Source organism: Myceligenerans halotolerans (genome assembly GCF_054782975.1).
Genome location: NZ_BAAGRL010000063.1, coordinates 26,121 through 44,253, shown reverse-complemented (window position 1 = coordinate 44,253; position 18,133 = coordinate 26,121). Strand labels below are relative to the sequence as shown.

Genomic DNA, 18,133 nt, shown 5'->3' with positions numbered 1-18,133 from the left:
GGGAACGGTTCGCGAAAAGGACGTGTAGGAGTGTGAGAGTGCGATTTCAGGGTTCCCCACGCGGGAGCGACTCAGAGTGTCAAGGGCGTCCGGGAGAGTGCGTGCGGCAGGTTGGTGGCCGCGGTGCTCGCGGCCGGTCCTACAGGTCCGCGTCCGCGTGCCGGGGGTGATGACCAGCAGGTTTGGTCTGCCCTGCGCCTGTGGGACTGTGTTGCGGGGAATCGGTCGGCCCATTCGCACGGGCGTTCTCCGGTCGTCATGGCGCCCTGCTTTGTTCGGCTGTGCCCGTTTCGCCGGGCGCCGTGTCGGGCGTACCGCCTGAAACCGGGTCAGATCGGCTCGTCCGGCGTCATGTTCGCCGCTGCCCGCAGTTCCGCGTAGGTGACCGTGATTGTCTCGTCCTCCAGCGCGGTGGTGATGTCGGCGACCTCGTCGGGGGGCAGCGGGTCGCCGGTCGCGAGTCGTTCGGCCCGCCAGGTCCAGGAGAAGGCGCTCGCCAGGAACCAGTCGTCGCCCGGCTCGCCGTACACCCTTCGGCGCCACAGCGCCCATCGCAGCGCGTCCCCGCCGGTCGCGACGAGACATGCCGCGGCGGCGGCCGCGCCGTCGGTGTCTGCGAATTGCGCGTGAACGGCGGTCAGGGCCTGGCTGGTTTCGCTCCAGCCGTTGCCGGCGAAGGCCAGGACCGCAGCGGCGCATGGGCACAGGGGATCGGTCAGGGCTGCAAGGCCGACGTCTGTCATCGGTGAGGGGAAGGTCGAAGGCACCAGGTCCGCGCCGTCGGCGATCGTCCCGAAGGCGCCCGCGGCGCTGACGGCGCCGTCGGTCGCGGGGGGCGCGGTTCCGCAGGTCAGATCACCGAAACGGGCGGAGAGGTTTTGCCATGGGTCGTCCGGTGGCAGTGTCTGGACCTGGTCGGCCAGCACTCCTGCGAACCACACCGTGGTCCGTCGGGGCGCTTCCTGCGTGAGCTCGACGAGCTTCGCCTCGGCCGAGATCCGCGCTGCACCGGAGATCAGCGGCTCGCACTGCTGGACTGCCCATCGGGCGACGCCGTCACGGAACCCGGCGGCCGGATCATCGGGCGGGCCTCCTCGCGCCGCGTCACGGTCTGTCATGTGTCACCTTCCTACCGCGGGCGGCACCTGCCGCCAGTTCTCATTGTCCGGCTTTTCCCGGACGGCGCCGTCCGGGAAGCGCATCGGCCCGGGTGAACTCCGCGCCGTGGCTTGTGCCGCACATCGACCCGCCATGGTTGCACGGGGACACGGCGGCACAAGTCGGCATCGTCAGGGGTCGGGTGGTGCTGAGGCCGCCGGCGTGGGTGCTGGAGGGCGACATGAGTGGCTGGACGTGTTCTGCGATGCGCTCGCCCGTGTTCACGCCGGACGATGTGCCTCCCGCCTGTCGTCGGAACTTCCTGCGACTGGCCATCTGGTCGTCTTGCCGATGTGGCGCTGGCTGCCTCCACGTATCGACGTCGGACGCAAGGCACGTCGCCGTGACGACTCCGAAGCGCTCCTGCCCGTGCGGCTGTCCTGGGAGCCCGGCCCGGTCATGGTCATCGAGGACGAGGTGGAAGCACACTGGTCGCTGGCCGGCATGGGATGGACCGATGACGGCAGTGTCCGCTTCCCCGCCGCGTCCGGCAGCCCACCCGGGGGCGTCGTCGAGCACGTCGCGGTCACACCGCGGCTCACCCGCCGGGGACTGGCCGCACAGCTCGGGGAGCTGACCGCTGATGGCACGGCCGCCTACTGGCAGCTACTCCTGGACCTCGAACCGTTCGTGCACCGAGAAGTGGTCAGGGCCGCGGCGTCCGTGCGGTACGAGCTTGCCCGGCCTGTGGGGCGTGTGCTCGATGAGGAAGGCACCCAGCGCGTCGTGGACCGGATGCTGCTCGGTGAGGCTGACTACCCGGGCCGGGTCGGGCCGCTGCTGGAGCGTTGCCTGCAACCGGGTGCGTTCCGGAAGGTGGACCCGCTGCGCTTTGTCGCCAAAGATCTCCACCGCAGCGCGCAGGAGGAAGTCCGCAAGGCGATCAACGACCCCCGTGCCGGTCGGCGTATCCGCCTGCTGGCGCAGACGATGCCCGGGGCCACGGCGGAGCAGATCGCCAGCGCGTACCGGCGCCGGCATCCCTACGCACCGGTGTCGGCGGATCTCGTCGCCTCGGCCCTGTGGACCGGGCCGGACCCGATGGCCAACCAAGTCCCCTTGACCACTGCCACAGGCAACGAGGCCACGGCATGACGCCGGACTCGCCGTCGTACCTGCCCCGCCCGTCTGGCGGGCGTCTCCTGCCGCCGGCCGAGGCGTTGCCCGCGAGGCGCCGCGCGGATCAGATTCGCGCCACATGTATGCTACGAGTTGCGCTCGGAGAGATGTCGATGTGGGATGTGTTCCATGAGGCAACATCTCCTGGCGGGAAGCCGCTCCGGCGCCTTTCGCTCCGCCAGGTGCTCCTTGCCCAACCCGGGGTCGGCAACGCCCAGGCACGCCAGATCCTCGCGCGGATGTCCGACCATCTCGGCAGTACGGTCGAACGTCCCACCGTCCAGTGGCTCATCGATTCCCGGTCTCGGGGACGACGGATTCGCGCTCTGCTCGACGCGACCCGCGATCCACAGCAAGGACCACCATGGCACGGATTCCCCTACACACCGCGCCAGGACCCGATCTGAACAGTTCCCCAGCGGGCACGCCTTCCGAGGGAGTAACTGCCATGGAAGCTACGCCGTCCTCCCCCATCCCTGAACGACCCATCCTGCTTGAGATCGCTGCCGCCGACGAGCACGACCGCGGCCGCCTGGCCGACGACTTCATGCGCTCCAAGATGCCCGCCATCCGGTCCATCGCGCGCTACCTGGTCCGTTCCAACAAGCTCCGGCTCGCCAGTGATCTCGACGATGTAGTGGGCATCGTCGCCGCCGAGTGCTCCGAGTGGCTGGCCGAGATCATCGCCGATCCGACCACGATCGATCAGATCCATCGTTCGTTCGACGGCGTGCTGTACTTGCGATGCCGACCCAAGGTGAGATCCCATGCCGACGGCGGCGCCTCGGGCAGGCCGACCGGTGCCGTGGGCCTCGCGCGTCGGCTGCGCGAGGCGGAACGTACCCGCGAGCGGCTCAGGGCAAGCCTGCACCGCGAACCGACGAACCCCGAGATCGTTCAGGCCACCAACGACCGCATGGCCGCGACGCGCAAGAATCCGCAACGCCAAGGCATGCTCGTCAGCGTCGAGGACCTACAGACCGACATCGCGAGTTTCGAGCTCGACGACCTCGACAGGCCGGCTGATGCGCCCGGTGACGACACCCTGGCCTCGCATGAGGCGCAGGCCACGATCCGGGCCGTGGTCGAGCAGGCTGATGCCATCGACGAGGAACACGGCACGGTCGCTCGTGCCTGGATCGCCGGCCTCTACGATCCCGACTGGCAGGACGTGCGCAGCTGCACCGAGGTGGCCGCGCTGGTGGGTCTGCCTGCCACGAGAGTGCGGCGCGTGATTATGCGGCTGCGCAGCGTGGCCCGCGCGTTCCTCGCCGAAGAACTGGCGGTCACGGACGAGACGTATCGCGGTCGTCCTGGCCCGGACACTGCGGCCGCCGCCTGACCTCCACGGCATCGTCATGGACGAACCGGAAGACGCCGAGACCAACGTCGTCGATCTCGGCGCTCATCGCTCCCGCCGCCCGCGGCCGATGCCGTCGGTGCATCCTCCCGCGCCGGTGGCCCCCCTGCGACCGGCCCATCCTTCCGGGACGCCCGAAGCGGCGATCATCGTTCAGCTCGTTCAAGCCAGGCTCCGGCAAGGCCTGACGCCCGACGACGAGTCCCGTTCGCGACTCACCGAGGAGTTCGCGGTGTACGCACACGCAGCAGGTGTCGTGCTCCATCCGGACGACTTGGAGGCCGCGGCCGCCGTGCGTGACAGGCTCCTTGCCGCCGTGCGCGCCGATGTCACTGATGTCGAGTCGCTCCTGGCGATCGCACACGACGGATCTGACCAGCCCGACCCTCCCGATGCGGGCTGACATGGTCCGGCCACGTTCGCGCGGCTCGGCGATCTTCACGCGTGCCGCGGCCGAATGGACTCAGATGCGCGCCGAATACGAGAGCTATCTCGAAGCACACATCGAGGCAGCCGCCGAGGCGTGCCGGGATGCTCTCCTGAACGCGCGCGGGCGCGCGGCTGGTATCACAGTGTGGGATCTGTTCGTGCGCGGGCCGCGGTTCAGCGAGGCATACGCCTCCGAAGAGCTCCTGGACTTCTGGCGGCACACGCCCCGCCTCACCGTCGCCGATTTCGAGCGGCAGTGGCTCGCGCGCGATCGCGCCGATGCCCCAGACGCCTGGCCCGACGCGGCCTGACGCGCGATCTGCCCTGCCATCGGACGAAGCAGGACCGCCAGGTGTCACCCGCGCGGCGTGCCCGGGGGTGACCACGGGTCTCAGCGCGGTCCGCCACGGATCGCGCCGCTCACCTCGCACGCCCATGCGCCCGTGCGCATCAGGCGTGGTGCCGTGCAGCGTTCATGCCCGCCGGCCTCGCATCCGTCCCAGCGGCGGACGTCTCGGGGCGGATGACCCTGCCAGAAGGATCGGTGCCGGGCCGGCCGACACGTCGAGGTTCCTCACCTGCCAGTGAGGCTCGGTCCCCTCCGCGTCGATCGTCGCGTCGGGCATCTCGTTCGCACCTCACCTGTCCGTACGGAGAGGTGCGTCGGATAGGTGGGTGGTCGCTGACTTCTCGTCGCCTGTCCCTCTGCTGGCGCCGTCGACGTGCCGTGGAACCCCCTCCCCGCGGCTCCGGTCGCCCCCGGCCGTGGGCACGGCTGCTCCGCCTCCACGCGGAATCGGTGCGGGCCTGCCGGGGTGCAGCACGGCTGGCTTCTACCTGGCGTATTCCTCCAGTGCGTCGATCCGGGGGTCCCGCGTCGCGCTGTGCGTCCAGAACGATGGGGACGGGTCGGTGCGCTACAGGTGCCTGCTCTGGGGGAAATCGCCCCTGGCTGGTGAACCGTGTAGTCGCGAGATCCGGTCGGAGTCGGCGTGGCGGCGCGCATGTTCCGGGGCATGACTCGTCGTCGCGATGCCCCGCCGCGCATCTGGCGCATGGCGCGCGCCTCGGCGGAGCCGTTGAACCCGCAGGCGTTCGTCGCGCGGGCCTCGTCGTTCGCGTCGGCGGCCGGTCCGCTCGGCACGGTCACGCTCTTGGTGCACCGCACCGACACCGATCTTGCCGGCTATCTTCTCGCGCCCGACGGCGCCTCAGCGTCTGCGGCGGCACTGCACCTCGCGCAGGCGACGAATGCGCGGGCCGTGGAGGCCTCGGCCCTACCGGACCTGAGTTCCGCCCGCGCGGTGGGATGGCTGCGACATTCCCCCGGCGCGGCGGCCGGGCGGGAGTCGCAGGCCGGTGCCGACCCGGCCGAATCGGCACGCCGGCTGGCTGTGGCGCTCGCGCCCGGGCAATGGGTGGCCGTCTCGGTTCGCAAGGCGTCGGCCGCGGAGAAGCGCCGCCACAAGCGGTGGCTGTCTGCGCGCCTGTCGACTGCGAATCCGGTCCATCATTCGGTCTCGTCCAGTGCGGTCGTAGTGGCCGTTCGCGCGGGCGCGGAGGATCGTCGCGCTCTCGCGGCGCTGCTGGCTCAGGTCGCCGCCGCGATGCCCGGCTTCGACGTCCCTTCGGCGGCCCGCGTGCCGCGGCACGTGCTGGAAGTCTCCAGCTGGTACGCGGCCGGTCTGACGGGGTGGGGACTGGCCTTCCTGGCGTACTTCATGTGCGGTGTAGCAGGGTGGTGGTCGTCCGTCGCCGGCCTGGCCGGGGCGGCCGGGGTCGTCGTCGGATGGCTCATGTCGACCGGCCGCGCCAAGACCGCGAACAGTCGCCTGCGCCTCGATGCGTCGACCGGGCGCTTCCGCCCGCCACTGCGCCGCCGGCTCCCACCCGGTCGTCCACGGCTGCGACGGCTCGAGAACGGTGAGACCGTGCAGCACGAGGGCGATTACCCGCTCGCGGCCTCCGCCTTCCTGGCAAGCCCGTCGGTCGTGGCAGGCATCGTCGCACCCGGGGCCGGCGCACTGTCAGGGACGTCCTCGACCCAGGCGCGCCCGACGCCACCAGCTGTGCGCGACCCGATCGGGCCGATGGTGGGCGAGGGAGCCGACGCGGAACCGGTCTATCTGTCGGCGGCGGACGCCTTCGCCGGGATCTTCCTGGTGGGCCAGCCGGGGTCGGGCAAGTCGCAGCTGGGCCGATCGCTGTTCGGGTGGAGCTGCCTGGAACGGGTGGCGCCCTCCGGACGCCCCGGGCACCCCGGTCGCGCCAACACGCTTGTCGCGTTCGAGTCCAAGGGCGAGGGCGCCGCCGAGTATCTCTGGTGGGCCCAGGCGCTGGGTGACCATGCCGATCTGGTGGACGTCGCTGACCCGGCGACGCTCGCGATCGACCTCTTCGCGGTGCCGGGCAGCGTCGCGGACCGCGCATCGTTCTTCGTCAACGCGATGGTCTACGCCTTCGAACCCGGCGCCATCCAGGACCGGTCGTTCGCGACGCTGACCCAGGTGTTCACCGCGGCCCTGGCCGTAACCCCGGCCATCGCCCGGCTCGTCCCCGAGCTCCCCGAGGAGGCATCACCCTTGAAGTACGCCTACGCGCTGTTGGGCGGGCTCGGTGACGAGGCGGGCGTGAGCGTGGCGGGCGCGATCATGTCCGAGGCAGTGCGGCTGGAGTCGCTCGGCACGCCCGACGACGCGCTGTCGCTGGCGCGTGCTGCGCTCGCGCCGCTGTATCAGGAGCGCTCCGAAGCCTTCCGGCGTTCGCTCTTCGACGCGCCGTCGAGCAAGGTGGCCCAGCTCCTGGCGCTGGAGTCCTGGTGGTCCCCGGCGCGTGGGAAGGTGGCCTGGCAGGAGATCCTGGAGGAACACCGGGCCGTAGTGGTGAACACCGGCACGTCCGCCTCTGGACACATGCTCGACGAGCGCCTGTCGAAGCAGATGTCTGCGCTGCTGATGTTCACCCTGCGCGACGCGATCCGGCGCTGCTGCTCCGGCTGGCAGGCGACCGGACGGTCGGTGTCGGTCTTCGCCGATGAGCTGAGCCTGCTGACGGGGTCCTCCGCGGAGGTGGTGACCTGGATGCGCGACCAGGGCCGCTCCTACGGCGTCCGGCCCACGTTCGCGACGCAGTACGCCGAGCAGCTTCCCGAGCGCGTACGTACGGCGATGACCGGCTTCTCGACGATCATCGCCTTCGCCCAGGACAGCGTGCGGGTCGCGGCCGAGCTCGCCGCTGACTTCGCCGCGGACGGGACCGCCTGGTCGGCCTCCGACGTCGTGAACCTCAGCCCGTTCACCGCCATCGTGCGATCCACCGTGAACCGGCAGCGGCAGCCCGCGTTCACGATGCGGGTCGCGCATCTGGAGGCGGATCGCGCGGCGTTCGCCGAGCGGCAAGGCCGACCGCCGGGGGAGGCAGCTTGAGCGCGCCCGAGGCCGATCGAGTGCTCCTGACGCCGTCGTCGCGCCGTGCGGAGGGTCCGGCTGCTGGGTTCGCGTTGACTGAGCGGCTCGACCCGTTCTGGGACGGGGTGTGGCCTGGCGGGTCGACGGGGGTGTGGGTCTCGGCTGGTGATGCCCGGCGGCAGTCCGATGCGGGTGTGGCACGCCTGCCGTGGTTCCTGCGCGGCACGCGCGACGACGGGCTGTCCTTCATGAGGGCACGCGCCGCCGCACGGCGTGCGATGGTGCTCGCCGGGCTGGGCGCCGTGGACCAGTGGCGCACGATGACCACTGAGCAGCTCGCCGCGATGACCCGGTTCACGTCGCTCGCCTCGAGAGCGAACCCGTGGCTTCGAACCGGGTTCAGTGCCGGCGTGCTCGACGTCGGCGCGTTCGGTACGCCGTTGCCACAGGGGCAGGACGACCCTCGACGAAGGCTCGTACGGCCCGCGCAATCGGCGGTGTTCGATCGCGAGGTGGCCCCGTGGTTGAGGTTCGAGGAGTTGGTGTCGGTCACCGGTGGGATCCCGTGGGACGCACGCCGGCAGTTCGACCGGCACAACATCCTGGCCACCGAGCTGGGCCTGCGCGTCGCCGAACTATGCGACATCGGGACCGTCCTCGGGGAGAAGCTCTCGACGCTGGACCTTCTGCTGCAGCTTCCTCCCGGGGCCACGACGCCGCGCTCGCGCGCCCAGTCGGCTGACCTGACCATCGTGCGGCGCGACGGGTTGCGGATCGCCGTGGAGATCACCGCGTCGGCGAACCGGAACCTGCGTCGCAAAGTCGAACGCTGGGCACGCACGCTCTCACGGAATCCGCTCGCGGCCTCGGGGCTCGTGGTGCTGTTCGTCGTGTGCCCGCCGCCGCAACCGGAGGGTGACGTGGTCCGTGGTGGCCGAAGCCAGCCGGTCCTCAACGCTGTCCTGCGCGAGGTGGCAGCTGCGGCACGCCGATTTCCTGGTACCGCGACCGACCGGGTCGCAGCACGAATCGCGGTCGCGCGATGGCAGGAATGGTTCCCAGGGGCGCGCGAAGTCGCCGACGGCGTCCGCGGCCTCCTCGCGACCCGCCCCACCGGGCCGCCCTCGGCCGCGGGCGACGGCGAGTCACGGCTCTGGGAAGCTGTACCGCTGCTCGATACTGGCGCCGTGCCGTTCATGCCCCACGAGCGCTCGTCGATGACCGCCGTTATCGACAACGCCTCCCTGTTGGGTGGCACGCCCCGTTGGCTGCGTCACTGGGACAGTGCGCCGGACCTGGCCTCGCATCGCCTGGCCATGCTCGCACCAGGCTCCCGCAGCATCGCCGGCGACAGGTCCCGCCCGGTGCGGGAGGCCGCCTGACCGGCGTCATCTCTCGAAGCAGTCCAGCCGCTGCTCCGGGAGGTTCACCACGCACTTCAGCAGCCTGCCGCCGCTGACGACGTCGATGCGGAACACGCCGTCCTCGATCCGATGCGGCTCGGAGACGGCGAGCGCTTCTGGGTACTCCTGGAGCATCATCCGCTCAGCGTCCGCGCCCAGCGACCGCTCACGCGCGGTCATCACCACGTGAACCGCGCCCAGTACGAGCACTACCCCGAGCAACAGCACCCAGGTTGCGGTCCAGGCCCACGTCTCGCTCTTCTCCTCCGCTGCCATGCGGATCGGATGTGCGGCGCGCGTCGGGCTCGTCGGAGACCGTGGCCGTTTCGAGCGCGGATCCGCCCACCCAGCATCCAGGTGGGTATCGTCTGGGCATGGCGACCCAGGAGGCTCCCAGTACCCACCCTGACGATCTGAGCCCCGATCGTGTGCTCTTCGAGAGCGTCCGCACGGGATCCCTCGCCGCGCTGAGGCGGGCTTTCCGCGACGAGGATGGGTACGAGCGATACTGCGAGTGGCAGGACGGACACGACTCCCACGTCGCGATCTACTGCAACGCGATGTCGAACGTCAAGGCTCTCGAGGATCTCCTACAGCATGGGACATGGTGCGACGACGTCGAGCTCGTCGAAGGACTGACCGTCGAGGACGATCCGTTCGACGCCAGTCAGGCGAACGACGACCGGTTGTTCCGTTATTACACGCAGGCGTTCAACGACCTCGCGCCCTGCCTGACCGACCTGCGGACCATCGCGAACTCGACGAAGGCAGCCAAGTTGCCCATTGAGGCGGATTCGATCCTCGGCTTCATCAACAACGTCTGGAACCATCGCAGTCGTGAGCAGGGCCAGCGTCCCGCCTTCCACAAGACACACCATCACGGACCATACGTCTTTGCCGACTGCCCCGGTTACGAGGCGGTGCTGCCGGCCGACGGCGTGTACTTGGCGATCGATCACTCCCCGTCGAAGACGACCCAGCCGGTGCCTCTCGTAGTGCCGAGTCTCCGCGCGGCGATGTCCGCGTTCGGCACCGCCATTGCCCACATCGACAACAGGCTGAAGGACGAACAAGCGCGTTCCGCGGTAGAGGCGGAGTGGGGCGAGGCCAAGACCATCGTGGGTTCAGCTACGTAGGATTCTGCACACGTAGGATTCTGCACGCGGTCAGCGGCCGGGGACGCGGTAGGAGAGGATCTGCCAGCCGTCCGGGACCTCGGTGGCAAGTGCCGTCTTGCCTTCCTCGTAGGTGTCGGCGTCAGTGGTGATCTCCTGGGCCTGCGACGGCTCGCGCCCGGCGATGCCTTCGCGGGTGTCGATCATCGCGATCACGTTCATGGTCGTCCGCCTCTCGACGCGTCGTGGCGGCTCCGTCGACGGGGGACCGCGCGCCTGTCAGCAGTATGCGCCAGGTCCGCCGTCGTGACTCGGTGCGCATGTTCTGCAGCATGGAACAGCAGGCACATGAGGCTAGGGGACGGGTCATCGGGCGGCCGGGTGCCGGGCTGGCGGGCGCTCCGGCTTGGGCGGTGAACGGGGAGGTGGCGCGTATCGGCCGGCGCGGCGAGCTGCGGACTGCCGCGGTCCTGGACGAGGCCGCGCGGCGTCATGGCGTCACGGTGCTGCACGATCTGCGCATCCCGGCCCCCGGGGTGAGGGCCAACGTGGATCATGTGGTCGTGTCCGGTCGGCGGGTCCTGTTGATCGACGCGAAGGTGTGGCGTCCCGGGGTCTACTGGACCTTCGCAGGCCGTTCCTTCCGCGGCATGCGGCGTTTCGCGCCTGCCGACAAACGGACGATGGAGATGGCCGAGCGGGGGTTTCGGTCGTTCCTCGCTCGACGGGGCGTCCGGGCTGACGTCGTCCGGCCGCTGGTCGTTGTGTGGCCCTCACGCGCCGGTGTCTTCCGCAAGGGGTTCCTCCGGATGCCCGGTGCCCGGGTCGTGCATGCCGGTGCGCTGGCCCGGACTGTTGCGCGTTTCGCGAGGAGCCGGGCCGATGACCGCGTGGTCGTGGCGCTATCGCAGCTTGTCGCCGATCCGCAACGCCCCGTGCCTTCCGTCGGCGACGGCTCGCACCTGGCCGCGTGAGGGCGCCCGATGGCATCCCGTTCTACGCGTTCTGGCGACATCACCGTGCCGGTGCTCACGATCGCCGTCGTCCTCGCCGTCGTCGCCCACCTGCAGGGTTTCCCTGGGATCCCGCTGGTCTGGCTCGGGCTGCTGGTCGCGTCCTGGTCCGCCATCCCGCCCCAGCTGACAGGCCGCAAGAGCGCCGCCAGCGGCCGTGCGCCGGAGGGCATTCACGAGACGAAGGAGCTCCTGCGCTACCGCAGGCTCTCGGACCTGCGGTGGCGTCTGGTCGTGCCGAACACCGACTGGATGCCTGGCCGGCCCGTCCTCGCGTCGTGGCTCACAGGCGTTGCGGCCGGGATCCTGGCCACGTTCCTGCCACTCGACACCGCCCTCGCGCCCTGGGCGCCGGCCTGTAACGGGGCGGCCTCTGCGATCGTCATCTGGCAGGTCACCGCCTCACATCGGCGCCACGCCACGATCGATGACGTCTGCCCCGGCGTCCGCGTCGACGGCCTCCCCGGTCTGTTCACGCCCACCAAGCGCGCCGTCGTCAACGGCACGCTGTGCGCAGCAGCGACCACGACCGCCGTCGTCCAGGCCCAGCACGTCACCGCTCGCCTCGGAGAGGCGACCCTCTACGGCGACATCGGCCACGCCGTCTTCACGATCACGGCCGTTTGCTGCGCCGCCGGGTTCACGCTCGCCGTCCCGTGGACCCGGGCCGCTCTCGCCCCGTGGCGCACCGTGGTCGCCGCCCGGAAAGTCTGGGCTCCCCGTTGGGCGGCGCTCAAATACGACCCCGCTCCCCGACTCGTGGCGTGCCAGGAAGTAGGCCCGCTCGCGACCTACACCTTCGACGCGCCCGCGTCCCTGGGCGCCGCGGCATTCCAGCCGCTCGGCCCACGCCTACTGCCGACGCTCGGGCCGAACACCAAGGTCGCCCTCCTGGAGACCCCCGACATCGATACCACGGGTGCCCCCGTGCCCGGATCGGCACACGCCACCCGCTTCGACATCGTCGTCTGGCCCGCGGACGCCACACCCGACATCTCCGCACCCGACACCAACGAAGAGACCGCTCGCCTCTTGTCACGTGCCGCGTTCGCGCTCGCTTCCGGCGGCGGGGCCACATTCCACTCGATGGCGCTCACCAGCATCGAGCGGGTCACCGAGCCGTACTCCCCCGCGATCTGGGCCACCCGCTGGGCGCCGCTCGGCGTCACCACGCTGCAGAACTACCGCCAGTCCCCCGCCCGCGGCTCAGTGGGCGCTGCGATCGGTGTCGACGAGGTCGTCGACCATCGCATGGACGGCGGGGTGATGTTCCTCGGCGCGGTGACCGACCACACGGCACGCTTCCAGCACGAGGCCGGCGTCACGTCCGAGGACCTCCGGTGGGCGCTCAGTGAGGACCAGTGGCGCTCGCGGTGGGAACCGGTGCTGGGCCAGAGCGTAAACGCGCCGACCCCGTACAAGGGGCTCACCGTCACCGCGACGTTGGCCGGCGGGCAGGAGGTGCATCTCCAGCCGTTCACGACGCTGCACGGGGAGTCGTCGGAGATCTACATGCAGCCCAAGTACGAGAAGGCGATGGCGGCCGCTATCCCGGGCTCGCCGGCGTTCTGCTCGTTCGCGTACTGGCCGCGCCCGACCGTCGGGCGGGCGACCGAGCGGCACAACCAGGCGTTCACCGTGGCCTGGTCGCAGGAGCCTGTCCCGGGCATCGCGCAGCTGGCCCCGTGTCCGGGCGACGCGCCGCGGTGGGTGATCGCGGGGCACCTGAGCCGGGCCTTCACCGATGCTCGGCTTGCCCGGCCCGAGGTGATCAAGGTGGTGGCGCTGACCGACGCGACGTCACGGCAGCATGTCTGGCGGATCGAGGTGCGCCTCTACGGTGGCGTCACGCTGGCAGACGTGCGTGGTGGTATCGGGCGGCTGCGGCAGTCGCTCGGGGTGCCGTGGTTGCGCGTGGCTGCGGCGCCGGACGGCTGCACGGTGTACGCCGGGGCGTCGCCGCAGCGGGCCCAGCTCGCCCGGCCCGAGCGCGATGCCGCCGCGCTGACGGCGCTCGACTGGGAGCAGGCGTGGCTGGACTCCGGCGTTGCCGGGGCCGGCGCGCTGACACCGTCGCTGACGGGCGTAGGCGCACTGCCGCACAACAAGGACGTGCAGATCCTCGACTTCGCCCTGCCGCCTGGACTGTCCGTTCCTGAGGTTCGCGACGCCACCCACCGGCTGCGGACCGCTACCGGGAACTCGTTCATCGACGTACGGGAGGGATCCGACGGCGCGTCCTCGGCCCGCCTGCTCGTATCCGAGACCGACCCGCTGCCGACCCGGGCCTCCTACGACTACGCCGCGGCCGCCACCCTGGAGGCCCTGCCTTTTGCGACCGGTGTGGACGGCACACCGATCTGTTTCGACCCGGCCGTCTCCCCCCACCTACTCGTCGCAGGCGCGACCGGCGGCGGGAAGTCGGTCACGCTCCAGGCACTGCTGTTCGGCGCGATCGTGCGCGGCTGGGACGTCGTCGTGGCCGACCCGTCCAAGGAAGCCGCCGACTTCGCGTTCGCCAGAGGCTACGTGCGCGCCATCGCGACCGACGTCGACGGGGCTCTGGAGGCTATGCGATGGGTGTACGACGAGGGGGCACGGCGCAAGCGGCTCAACGCCGAGCACGGCGTCGGCTCCTACCGCGAGCTGCCCGCCGACGTACGCCCGAAGCCCCTCATGATCATGATCGACGAGTTCACCTCCCTCATCACGCAAGACGCCGTACCCAAGCTCCCCAAGGACCTCGACGATCCCGATGCCGAGGCCGAACGTGACCGGATCGTGGCCGACAACGCCGCACGAGTCCAGATCGGCGGCCTCGCCGGCCGCATCGCCCGCGAGCTGCGATCGGCAGGTGTCATCCTCGTCCTGGCCACGCAGAAACTCTCCGCGAAGATCCTCGACGGGATTCCCGGCAGTACCGACCTGCGATCCAACCTGGCACGAATTCTCCTGGGGAACGCGTCCAACGGCGACCGGATGGCTGCACTCCGGCTTCCCTTCGAAGCACCCGTCCTCGGCGAACACGTGCCCAAGGGCCGCGGACTGTGGGAGTCGGTCGACGCATCGGCGAAGGTCATCCAGGCCTGGTACGAGCCGGGAAGCCAGACAGAGCTCGCCAAGCAACTGGCCGAGCTCCGCACATCATCCGGGCCATGAGCAACCCTGCACGCCGCCCCCGCGGAGCACCCCACTCCGCCGGCGGCCAGTTCACCCACCACCGTCACGACGAACAGCCCGTCCAACTGCCCCAGCCCATCGAGCGGGTCGATGCCAAGGACTCGGCCGCCGCGCTTCGCTCTGACCTACGCGGCCGATTCCCCGGGACGAAGATCGCGGTGCGCCTGAACCGCGGATCCGGCTACGGCTGGGTCGACGTCGCGTGGAGCGACGGCCCGCGCGAACAGGCAGTTCGGCAGATCGGGCTCGGCTACCAGTACCAGGAGTTCGACACCCTCGACGACTCCTACCGACCGATCAACGCCGACCAGAGCACCCGATACGGGCTCTCCGGCGTGCTCACGCGACGAACGATCGGGCCTACCGGACAGCAGGTGGTCGACGACTGGCTCCGTGGTGCCGGCATCGACCGGTTCGAACGCACCGACCCGGCCGCCGGCACCCGGCGACCTGGCAGTGGCGGGTATGACGACGACCGAGTCCTCACCGACGCCGAGTGCGCCCGGCTCCGCCTGCCCCAGTCGGTCATCGACTACCACCCCACCGCGCGGCTTGCCGCGGAGTGGTATCACCGCCACCTGGATCTGACGAACGACCCGCCGACCTTCGAAGACCGTGGCTGAAGGCCACGACTTCCGGCTACCGCACTCCACCGTGACATGAGCGATATCCCACGGCGCCCCGCAGGCTCACCTGACTCGACGGGCGGCCAGTTCACCGCGACGGCGCGCACACCAGCCCCTCTCCAGCTCGAGGAGACGGCCGCGATCCCGCTGAGCGCACTCGGGCTCACCCCCGGCGGCGTCGAGCACGTCGACGGGTTCGACTTCCAGTCGCCGTACTTCGAATGGGCCGACATCGTCGCCAACGACGACGGCGGCACGTTCCAGGTCCGTGCAGGCGTCAGCCTTGGAGTCCGTGAAGGGCTTTCAGACCTCTTGGAGAACCGCGACGGACCATCCGCGGAAGAGCTTGAGGACTGGTTGGCCGCTCGCGCGCTTCCCATCGAAGCCTGGTTCGCCGACGAATACGGCGTGCGAGAACTGGTCGGCGACGACTGGGACTCGCGCGACGCCGTCGTACTCCTCGACGAACTCGACCCCGCCACCACGACCGACGCGCTCTCCACGCTCCTTGAGTCGAAGACCCGGGCCGTCGCGCTGCACGACGCCGCAGACCCGGGCCACCCTGCCAGCCTGTGGCCCCGGCTCGCCGCCCACCTGCGCGACCTCGACGAACAGGCCGATCAAGCCGTCTGGGCCTACACGAACGCCGCGCTATGGACCGACGGCGACGTCGTCGAACGGCGATCCGGCGGCGGATCGTGGTCGCCCGACGACATCGACCCCGCCAACCGCGCAGCGCTCACACACGAGCTGCGAACGTTCCTGACCCTCCACCGCGACCAGATTTCTCGAGCGCGGGAAGTCGCAGGTGACTACGACGCCGCGCAGATCGGGCACGACCTGTGGCTCACCCGCAACGGCCACGGCACCGGGTTCTGGGACCGTGGGCTCGGGAGCGCGGGAGACGCGTTGAGCGATGCCGTTCGCGGCCACGAATCGCACCTGTCGGTCTCCGACGGCGGCTTGCTGGTCATCGAATAGAGTCCGCAAGCCAGCGAACGTGCCAGCAGCAATCCACACCGGCGGCGCAGCGGGACGGGCCCTCGCCATGCCGGAACACGCCCATCCGCGCACGAACAATGCTCGCGGTCCGCACATCTTCCAGCCATGCGGCAATCCACCACGTCCCCCGGCCCAACTCCGGGCGCGCCCAGCGCCGCCCCGGTGTCCAGCAGCGAGCACGAGCTCGGCACGAGCCTTGACGCTCGGCTCGATGCCGACGACATCGAGTCGCCATGGTACGACCCGGACGATCCCTTCCACGCTGACCTGATCGAGGAGGAGGCCCGAAGCCGAACCTGATCCATGCCGCGTGCCGCCGCACTCCACCTGGGCATGAGTACCGGCGCCACCGCACGCACGCGCCACCCGGCAGGAGCCCCAGATTCCACCGGCGGGCAATTCGCGCCCGAAGCGCGAGCCGAGTCCAGCATCGATCTCGCGCATCCTGCCCCGCCCGTCACGGGCCCCGATCTCGGGGTCTTCAGGCGACGCTACGACACCGTGGCGGCGAAACTGGAAGCCATCCACGGCGAGCTGGACGCGAACGTCGCCGCGCTCGCGGGCGACGCCGAGTGGAACGCGTACCTTCGTATGGCCGCTCTGCTGCCCAGATACTCGTTCAACAACCAGCTCCTGATTCTCTGGCAGATGCCCGACGCAACCCGGGTCGCCAGCTTCAAGACCTGGAAGAAGCTGGGGCGCTGGGTCCGCAAGGACGAGAAGGGCCTGGTCATCCTTCGCCCGAGGATCGTGCGCGCACAGCCCGAGGGGAGCGACGACGGGTCGCCCCAGGGCGAGGAGAACACACCAAGAGAGAAGCTTGTCGGATTCACCGTCGGGAAGACTTTCGACGTGTCTCAGACCGACGGTGAACCGCTGCCGGAGATGGACTACACGCTGTCCGCCGAGCCCCCTGACGGGCTGATCGACGATCTGGAGGGCGCCATCTCTTCGGCTGGCTACTCGCTGAGGTATGAACCGATCGACGGTGGCCGCGAGGGGTACACGACACGGTCGACGAAACAGGTGGTCGTGAACTCGCTCCTCGGCCAAGGCAACCGAGCCGAGGTCCTGGCCCATGAGCTCGGGCACATTGCCGCAGGGCATCTCGACAAGTTCGACAAATACCACACAGGTCACGGGGGACAGCGTGGCCGGATGGAACTCGAGGCCGAAGCGATCTCCTATGTGCTTCTACGCAGCCAGGGCATGCAGATCGCCGAGGCCAAGGGTCCCGCTGCCTATGTGGCCGGCTGGACGAGCGAGGAACCAGACCTCGTCAAGGACGCGGGCGCGCGGGTCGCCGACGTGGTCAAAGATCTGCTCGAGTCCGGCCGGTTCCGCAACACCGTGGTCTGAGGCCGACCCCCATAGGAAATCTGGCACGGTCGCCGTTCTGGCTGGCGCCGGGCGACGGCGCGTGTGCACGCTACGCCTTGCAGGTGCGCATGTTCACGTGCCCCGCCGCCGGTGAAAGGAACCCGCCAGTGCCGACCTCGCGCCACGTACTCGGAATCGTTGTGCTCCTCGCCCTGACCGCATGCGCCGGACCCTCGTCGCCGTCCGAGATGGCCGCCGAACTCGACCATGCCGCCTCCTCGGGCGATGCCGAGGCCTTCAGGACGCTCCTTGGCACTCCCGCCGATTCGGAAACGGCCGCGATCGTCGAGCAGGCATCCGGCAGCGCGATCGCGCTCGTCGATCCCGACTTCAGCGCCTCCGGCCGCGACATCCTGCTCGACGGACATCGGTTCGGAACGGTGACTGATGGCGGCAGCGTCGCGGTTGGCTCGCCGGCCGTTCTTCTCATCGAACCAGCGATGGGCTGGCGGGTAGCGGGCGCGACACCAGGCCGGGCTGGTGACTACGCGCTGCTGCCTGGCGGAAGCTATCGCCTGGTCGACACCGGCGGCCAGGACCTCTTCATGCCCGTTCTCGACGGTGAGCCGGTCGAGGATGGCGGGCATGTGACGGCCACCTGGGCCGACCGGATCTCCCTCGAGTGGCAGCTCACCGACCGCGGACTCGATACTGCACGGACCGCCGCTGCAGCCGCCCTGAACACCTGCGACTCAGGATGTTCGACCGCAGATGACGTCGTCCTGACCACCACGAGCACGATCACACGATCCGCGCTCCAGGTGGCCCCGCAAGGCGACGGGAACCTCGAAGTGACTGCGTCCGACGTGCCGGTCCGCTTCGATTCCCCCTTCTCCTCAACCGCCACAACGGTCCGCGGCGCGGCGGTGTTCACGGTCCCGCTCACGTTCGACGGCGACGCCCTGGTCGCCGGCGAGGTCCGAGCGGAGCTGACCTGAGCC

General features: G+C 70.0%; 17 protein-coding genes. 14 read left to right on the top strand and 3 right to left on the bottom strand.

Going from position 1 to position 18,133, the window contains the following annotated elements; genetic code table 11:
- Positions 1-329 precede the first annotated feature (329 nt).
- Complete coding sequence (locus ACYVK5_RS25425) at positions 330-1,118, bottom strand: hypothetical protein (protein WP_460708999.1); 789 nt, start codon at positions 1,116-1,118, stop codon at positions 330-332.
- A 325-nt stretch (positions 1,119-1,443) separates the two neighbouring features.
- Here ACYVK5_RS25425 and ACYVK5_RS25420 point away from each other — a divergent pair, with 325 nt between their 5' ends.
- From ACYVK5_RS25420 to ACYVK5_RS25395, 6 genes are all read left to right on the top strand, one after another.
- A complete protein-coding gene (locus ACYVK5_RS25420) occupies positions 1,444-2,253 on the top strand; it encodes a hypothetical protein (protein WP_460708997.1) in 810 nt (269 codons plus the stop codon).
- 472 nt (positions 2,254-2,725) lie between these two features.
- On the top strand, positions 2,726-3,619 hold the full coding sequence (locus ACYVK5_RS25415) for a hypothetical protein (protein ID WP_460708995.1): 894 nt from the start codon (positions 2,726-2,728) through the stop codon (positions 3,617-3,619).
- Between the two features lie 16 nt (positions 3,620-3,635).
- Complete coding sequence (locus ACYVK5_RS25410) at positions 3,636-4,040, top strand: hypothetical protein (protein ID WP_460708994.1); 405 nt, start codon at positions 3,636-3,638, stop codon at positions 4,038-4,040.
- Position 4,041: 1 nt separating this feature from the next.
- Positions 4,042-4,377 (top strand): hypothetical protein, encoded by a 336-nt coding sequence (locus ACYVK5_RS25405; RefSeq protein ID WP_460708992.1) that lies wholly within the window; start codon positions 4,042-4,044, stop codon positions 4,375-4,377.
- 705 nt (positions 4,378-5,082) lie between these two features.
- Positions 5,083-7,491, top strand: a complete 2,409-nt coding sequence (locus ACYVK5_RS25400) for a type IV secretory system conjugative DNA transfer family protein (RefSeq protein WP_460708990.1) — start codon at positions 5,083-5,085, stop codon at positions 7,489-7,491.
- Positions 7,488-8,855 carry a hypothetical protein gene (locus tag ACYVK5_RS25395; protein ID WP_460708988.1) on the top strand — a complete coding sequence of 456 codons (1,368 nt, stop codon included), beginning with the start codon at positions 7,488-7,490 and terminating at the stop codon, positions 8,853-8,855. The genes ACYVK5_RS25400 and ACYVK5_RS25395 overlap by 4 nt, the downstream gene beginning before the upstream one ends.
- Before the next feature lie 6 nt (positions 8,856-8,861).
- On the opposite strand, the gene ACYVK5_RS25390 is transcribed toward ACYVK5_RS25395, so the two are convergent.
- Positions 8,862-9,152 (bottom strand): hypothetical protein, encoded by a 291-nt coding sequence (locus ACYVK5_RS25390; protein WP_460708986.1) that lies wholly within the window; start codon positions 9,150-9,152, stop codon positions 8,862-8,864.
- A 98-nt stretch (positions 9,153-9,250) separates the two neighbouring features.
- On the opposite strand from ACYVK5_RS25390, the gene ACYVK5_RS25385 reads away from it, so the two are divergent.
- Entirely contained in the window at positions 9,251-10,012 is a 762-nt protein-coding gene (locus ACYVK5_RS25385; protein WP_460708984.1) for a hypothetical protein, read from the top strand.
- A gap of 30 nt (positions 10,013-10,042) precedes the next feature.
- Here ACYVK5_RS25385 and ACYVK5_RS25380 read toward each other — a convergent pair whose 3' ends face one another.
- Complete coding sequence (locus ACYVK5_RS25380) at positions 10,043-10,213, bottom strand: hypothetical protein (RefSeq protein ID WP_460708982.1); 171 nt, start codon at positions 10,211-10,213, stop codon at positions 10,043-10,045.
- Positions 10,214-10,323: 110 nt separating this feature from the next.
- Here ACYVK5_RS25380 and ACYVK5_RS25375 point away from each other — a divergent pair, with 110 nt between their 5' ends.
- From ACYVK5_RS25375 to ACYVK5_RS25345, 7 genes are all read left to right on the top strand, one after another.
- The gene (locus ACYVK5_RS25375; RefSeq protein ID WP_460708980.1) at positions 10,324-10,965 is read left to right on the top strand and encodes a nuclease-related domain-containing protein; all 642 of its coding nucleotides are present in this window, start codon (positions 10,324-10,326) and stop codon (positions 10,963-10,965) included.
- A 9-nt stretch (positions 10,966-10,974) separates the two neighbouring features.
- Positions 10,975-14,163, top strand: a complete 3,189-nt coding sequence (locus ACYVK5_RS25370; protein WP_460708978.1) for an FtsK/SpoIIIE domain-containing protein — start codon at positions 10,975-10,977, stop codon at positions 14,161-14,163.
- Positions 14,160-14,807: an LPD29 domain-containing protein gene (locus tag ACYVK5_RS25365; RefSeq protein ID WP_460708976.1), complete on the top strand. Its 648-nt coding sequence runs from the start codon at positions 14,160-14,162 to the stop codon at positions 14,805-14,807. Before ACYVK5_RS25370 ends, ACYVK5_RS25365 begins: the two co-directional genes overlap by 4 nt.
- A 36-nt stretch (positions 14,808-14,843) precedes the next feature.
- Entirely contained in the window at positions 14,844-15,791 is a 948-nt protein-coding gene (locus tag ACYVK5_RS25360; protein ID WP_460708974.1) for a hypothetical protein, read from the top strand.
- A 126-nt stretch (positions 15,792-15,917) separates the two neighbouring features.
- Positions 15,918-16,112, top strand: coding sequence for a hypothetical protein (locus ACYVK5_RS25355; protein ID WP_460708972.1), 195 nt, complete (start codon positions 15,918-15,920; stop codon positions 16,110-16,112).
- Positions 16,113-16,145: 33 nt separating this feature from the next.
- Positions 16,146-17,171, top strand: coding sequence for an ArdC-like ssDNA-binding domain-containing protein (locus tag ACYVK5_RS25350; protein WP_460708970.1), 1,026 nt, complete (start codon positions 16,146-16,148; stop codon positions 17,169-17,171).
- Between the two features lie 128 nt (positions 17,172-17,299).
- On the top strand, positions 17,300-18,130 hold the full coding sequence (locus ACYVK5_RS25345; RefSeq protein ID WP_460708968.1) for a hypothetical protein: 831 nt from the start codon (positions 17,300-17,302) through the stop codon (positions 18,128-18,130).
- Positions 18,131-18,133 lie beyond the last annotated feature (3 nt).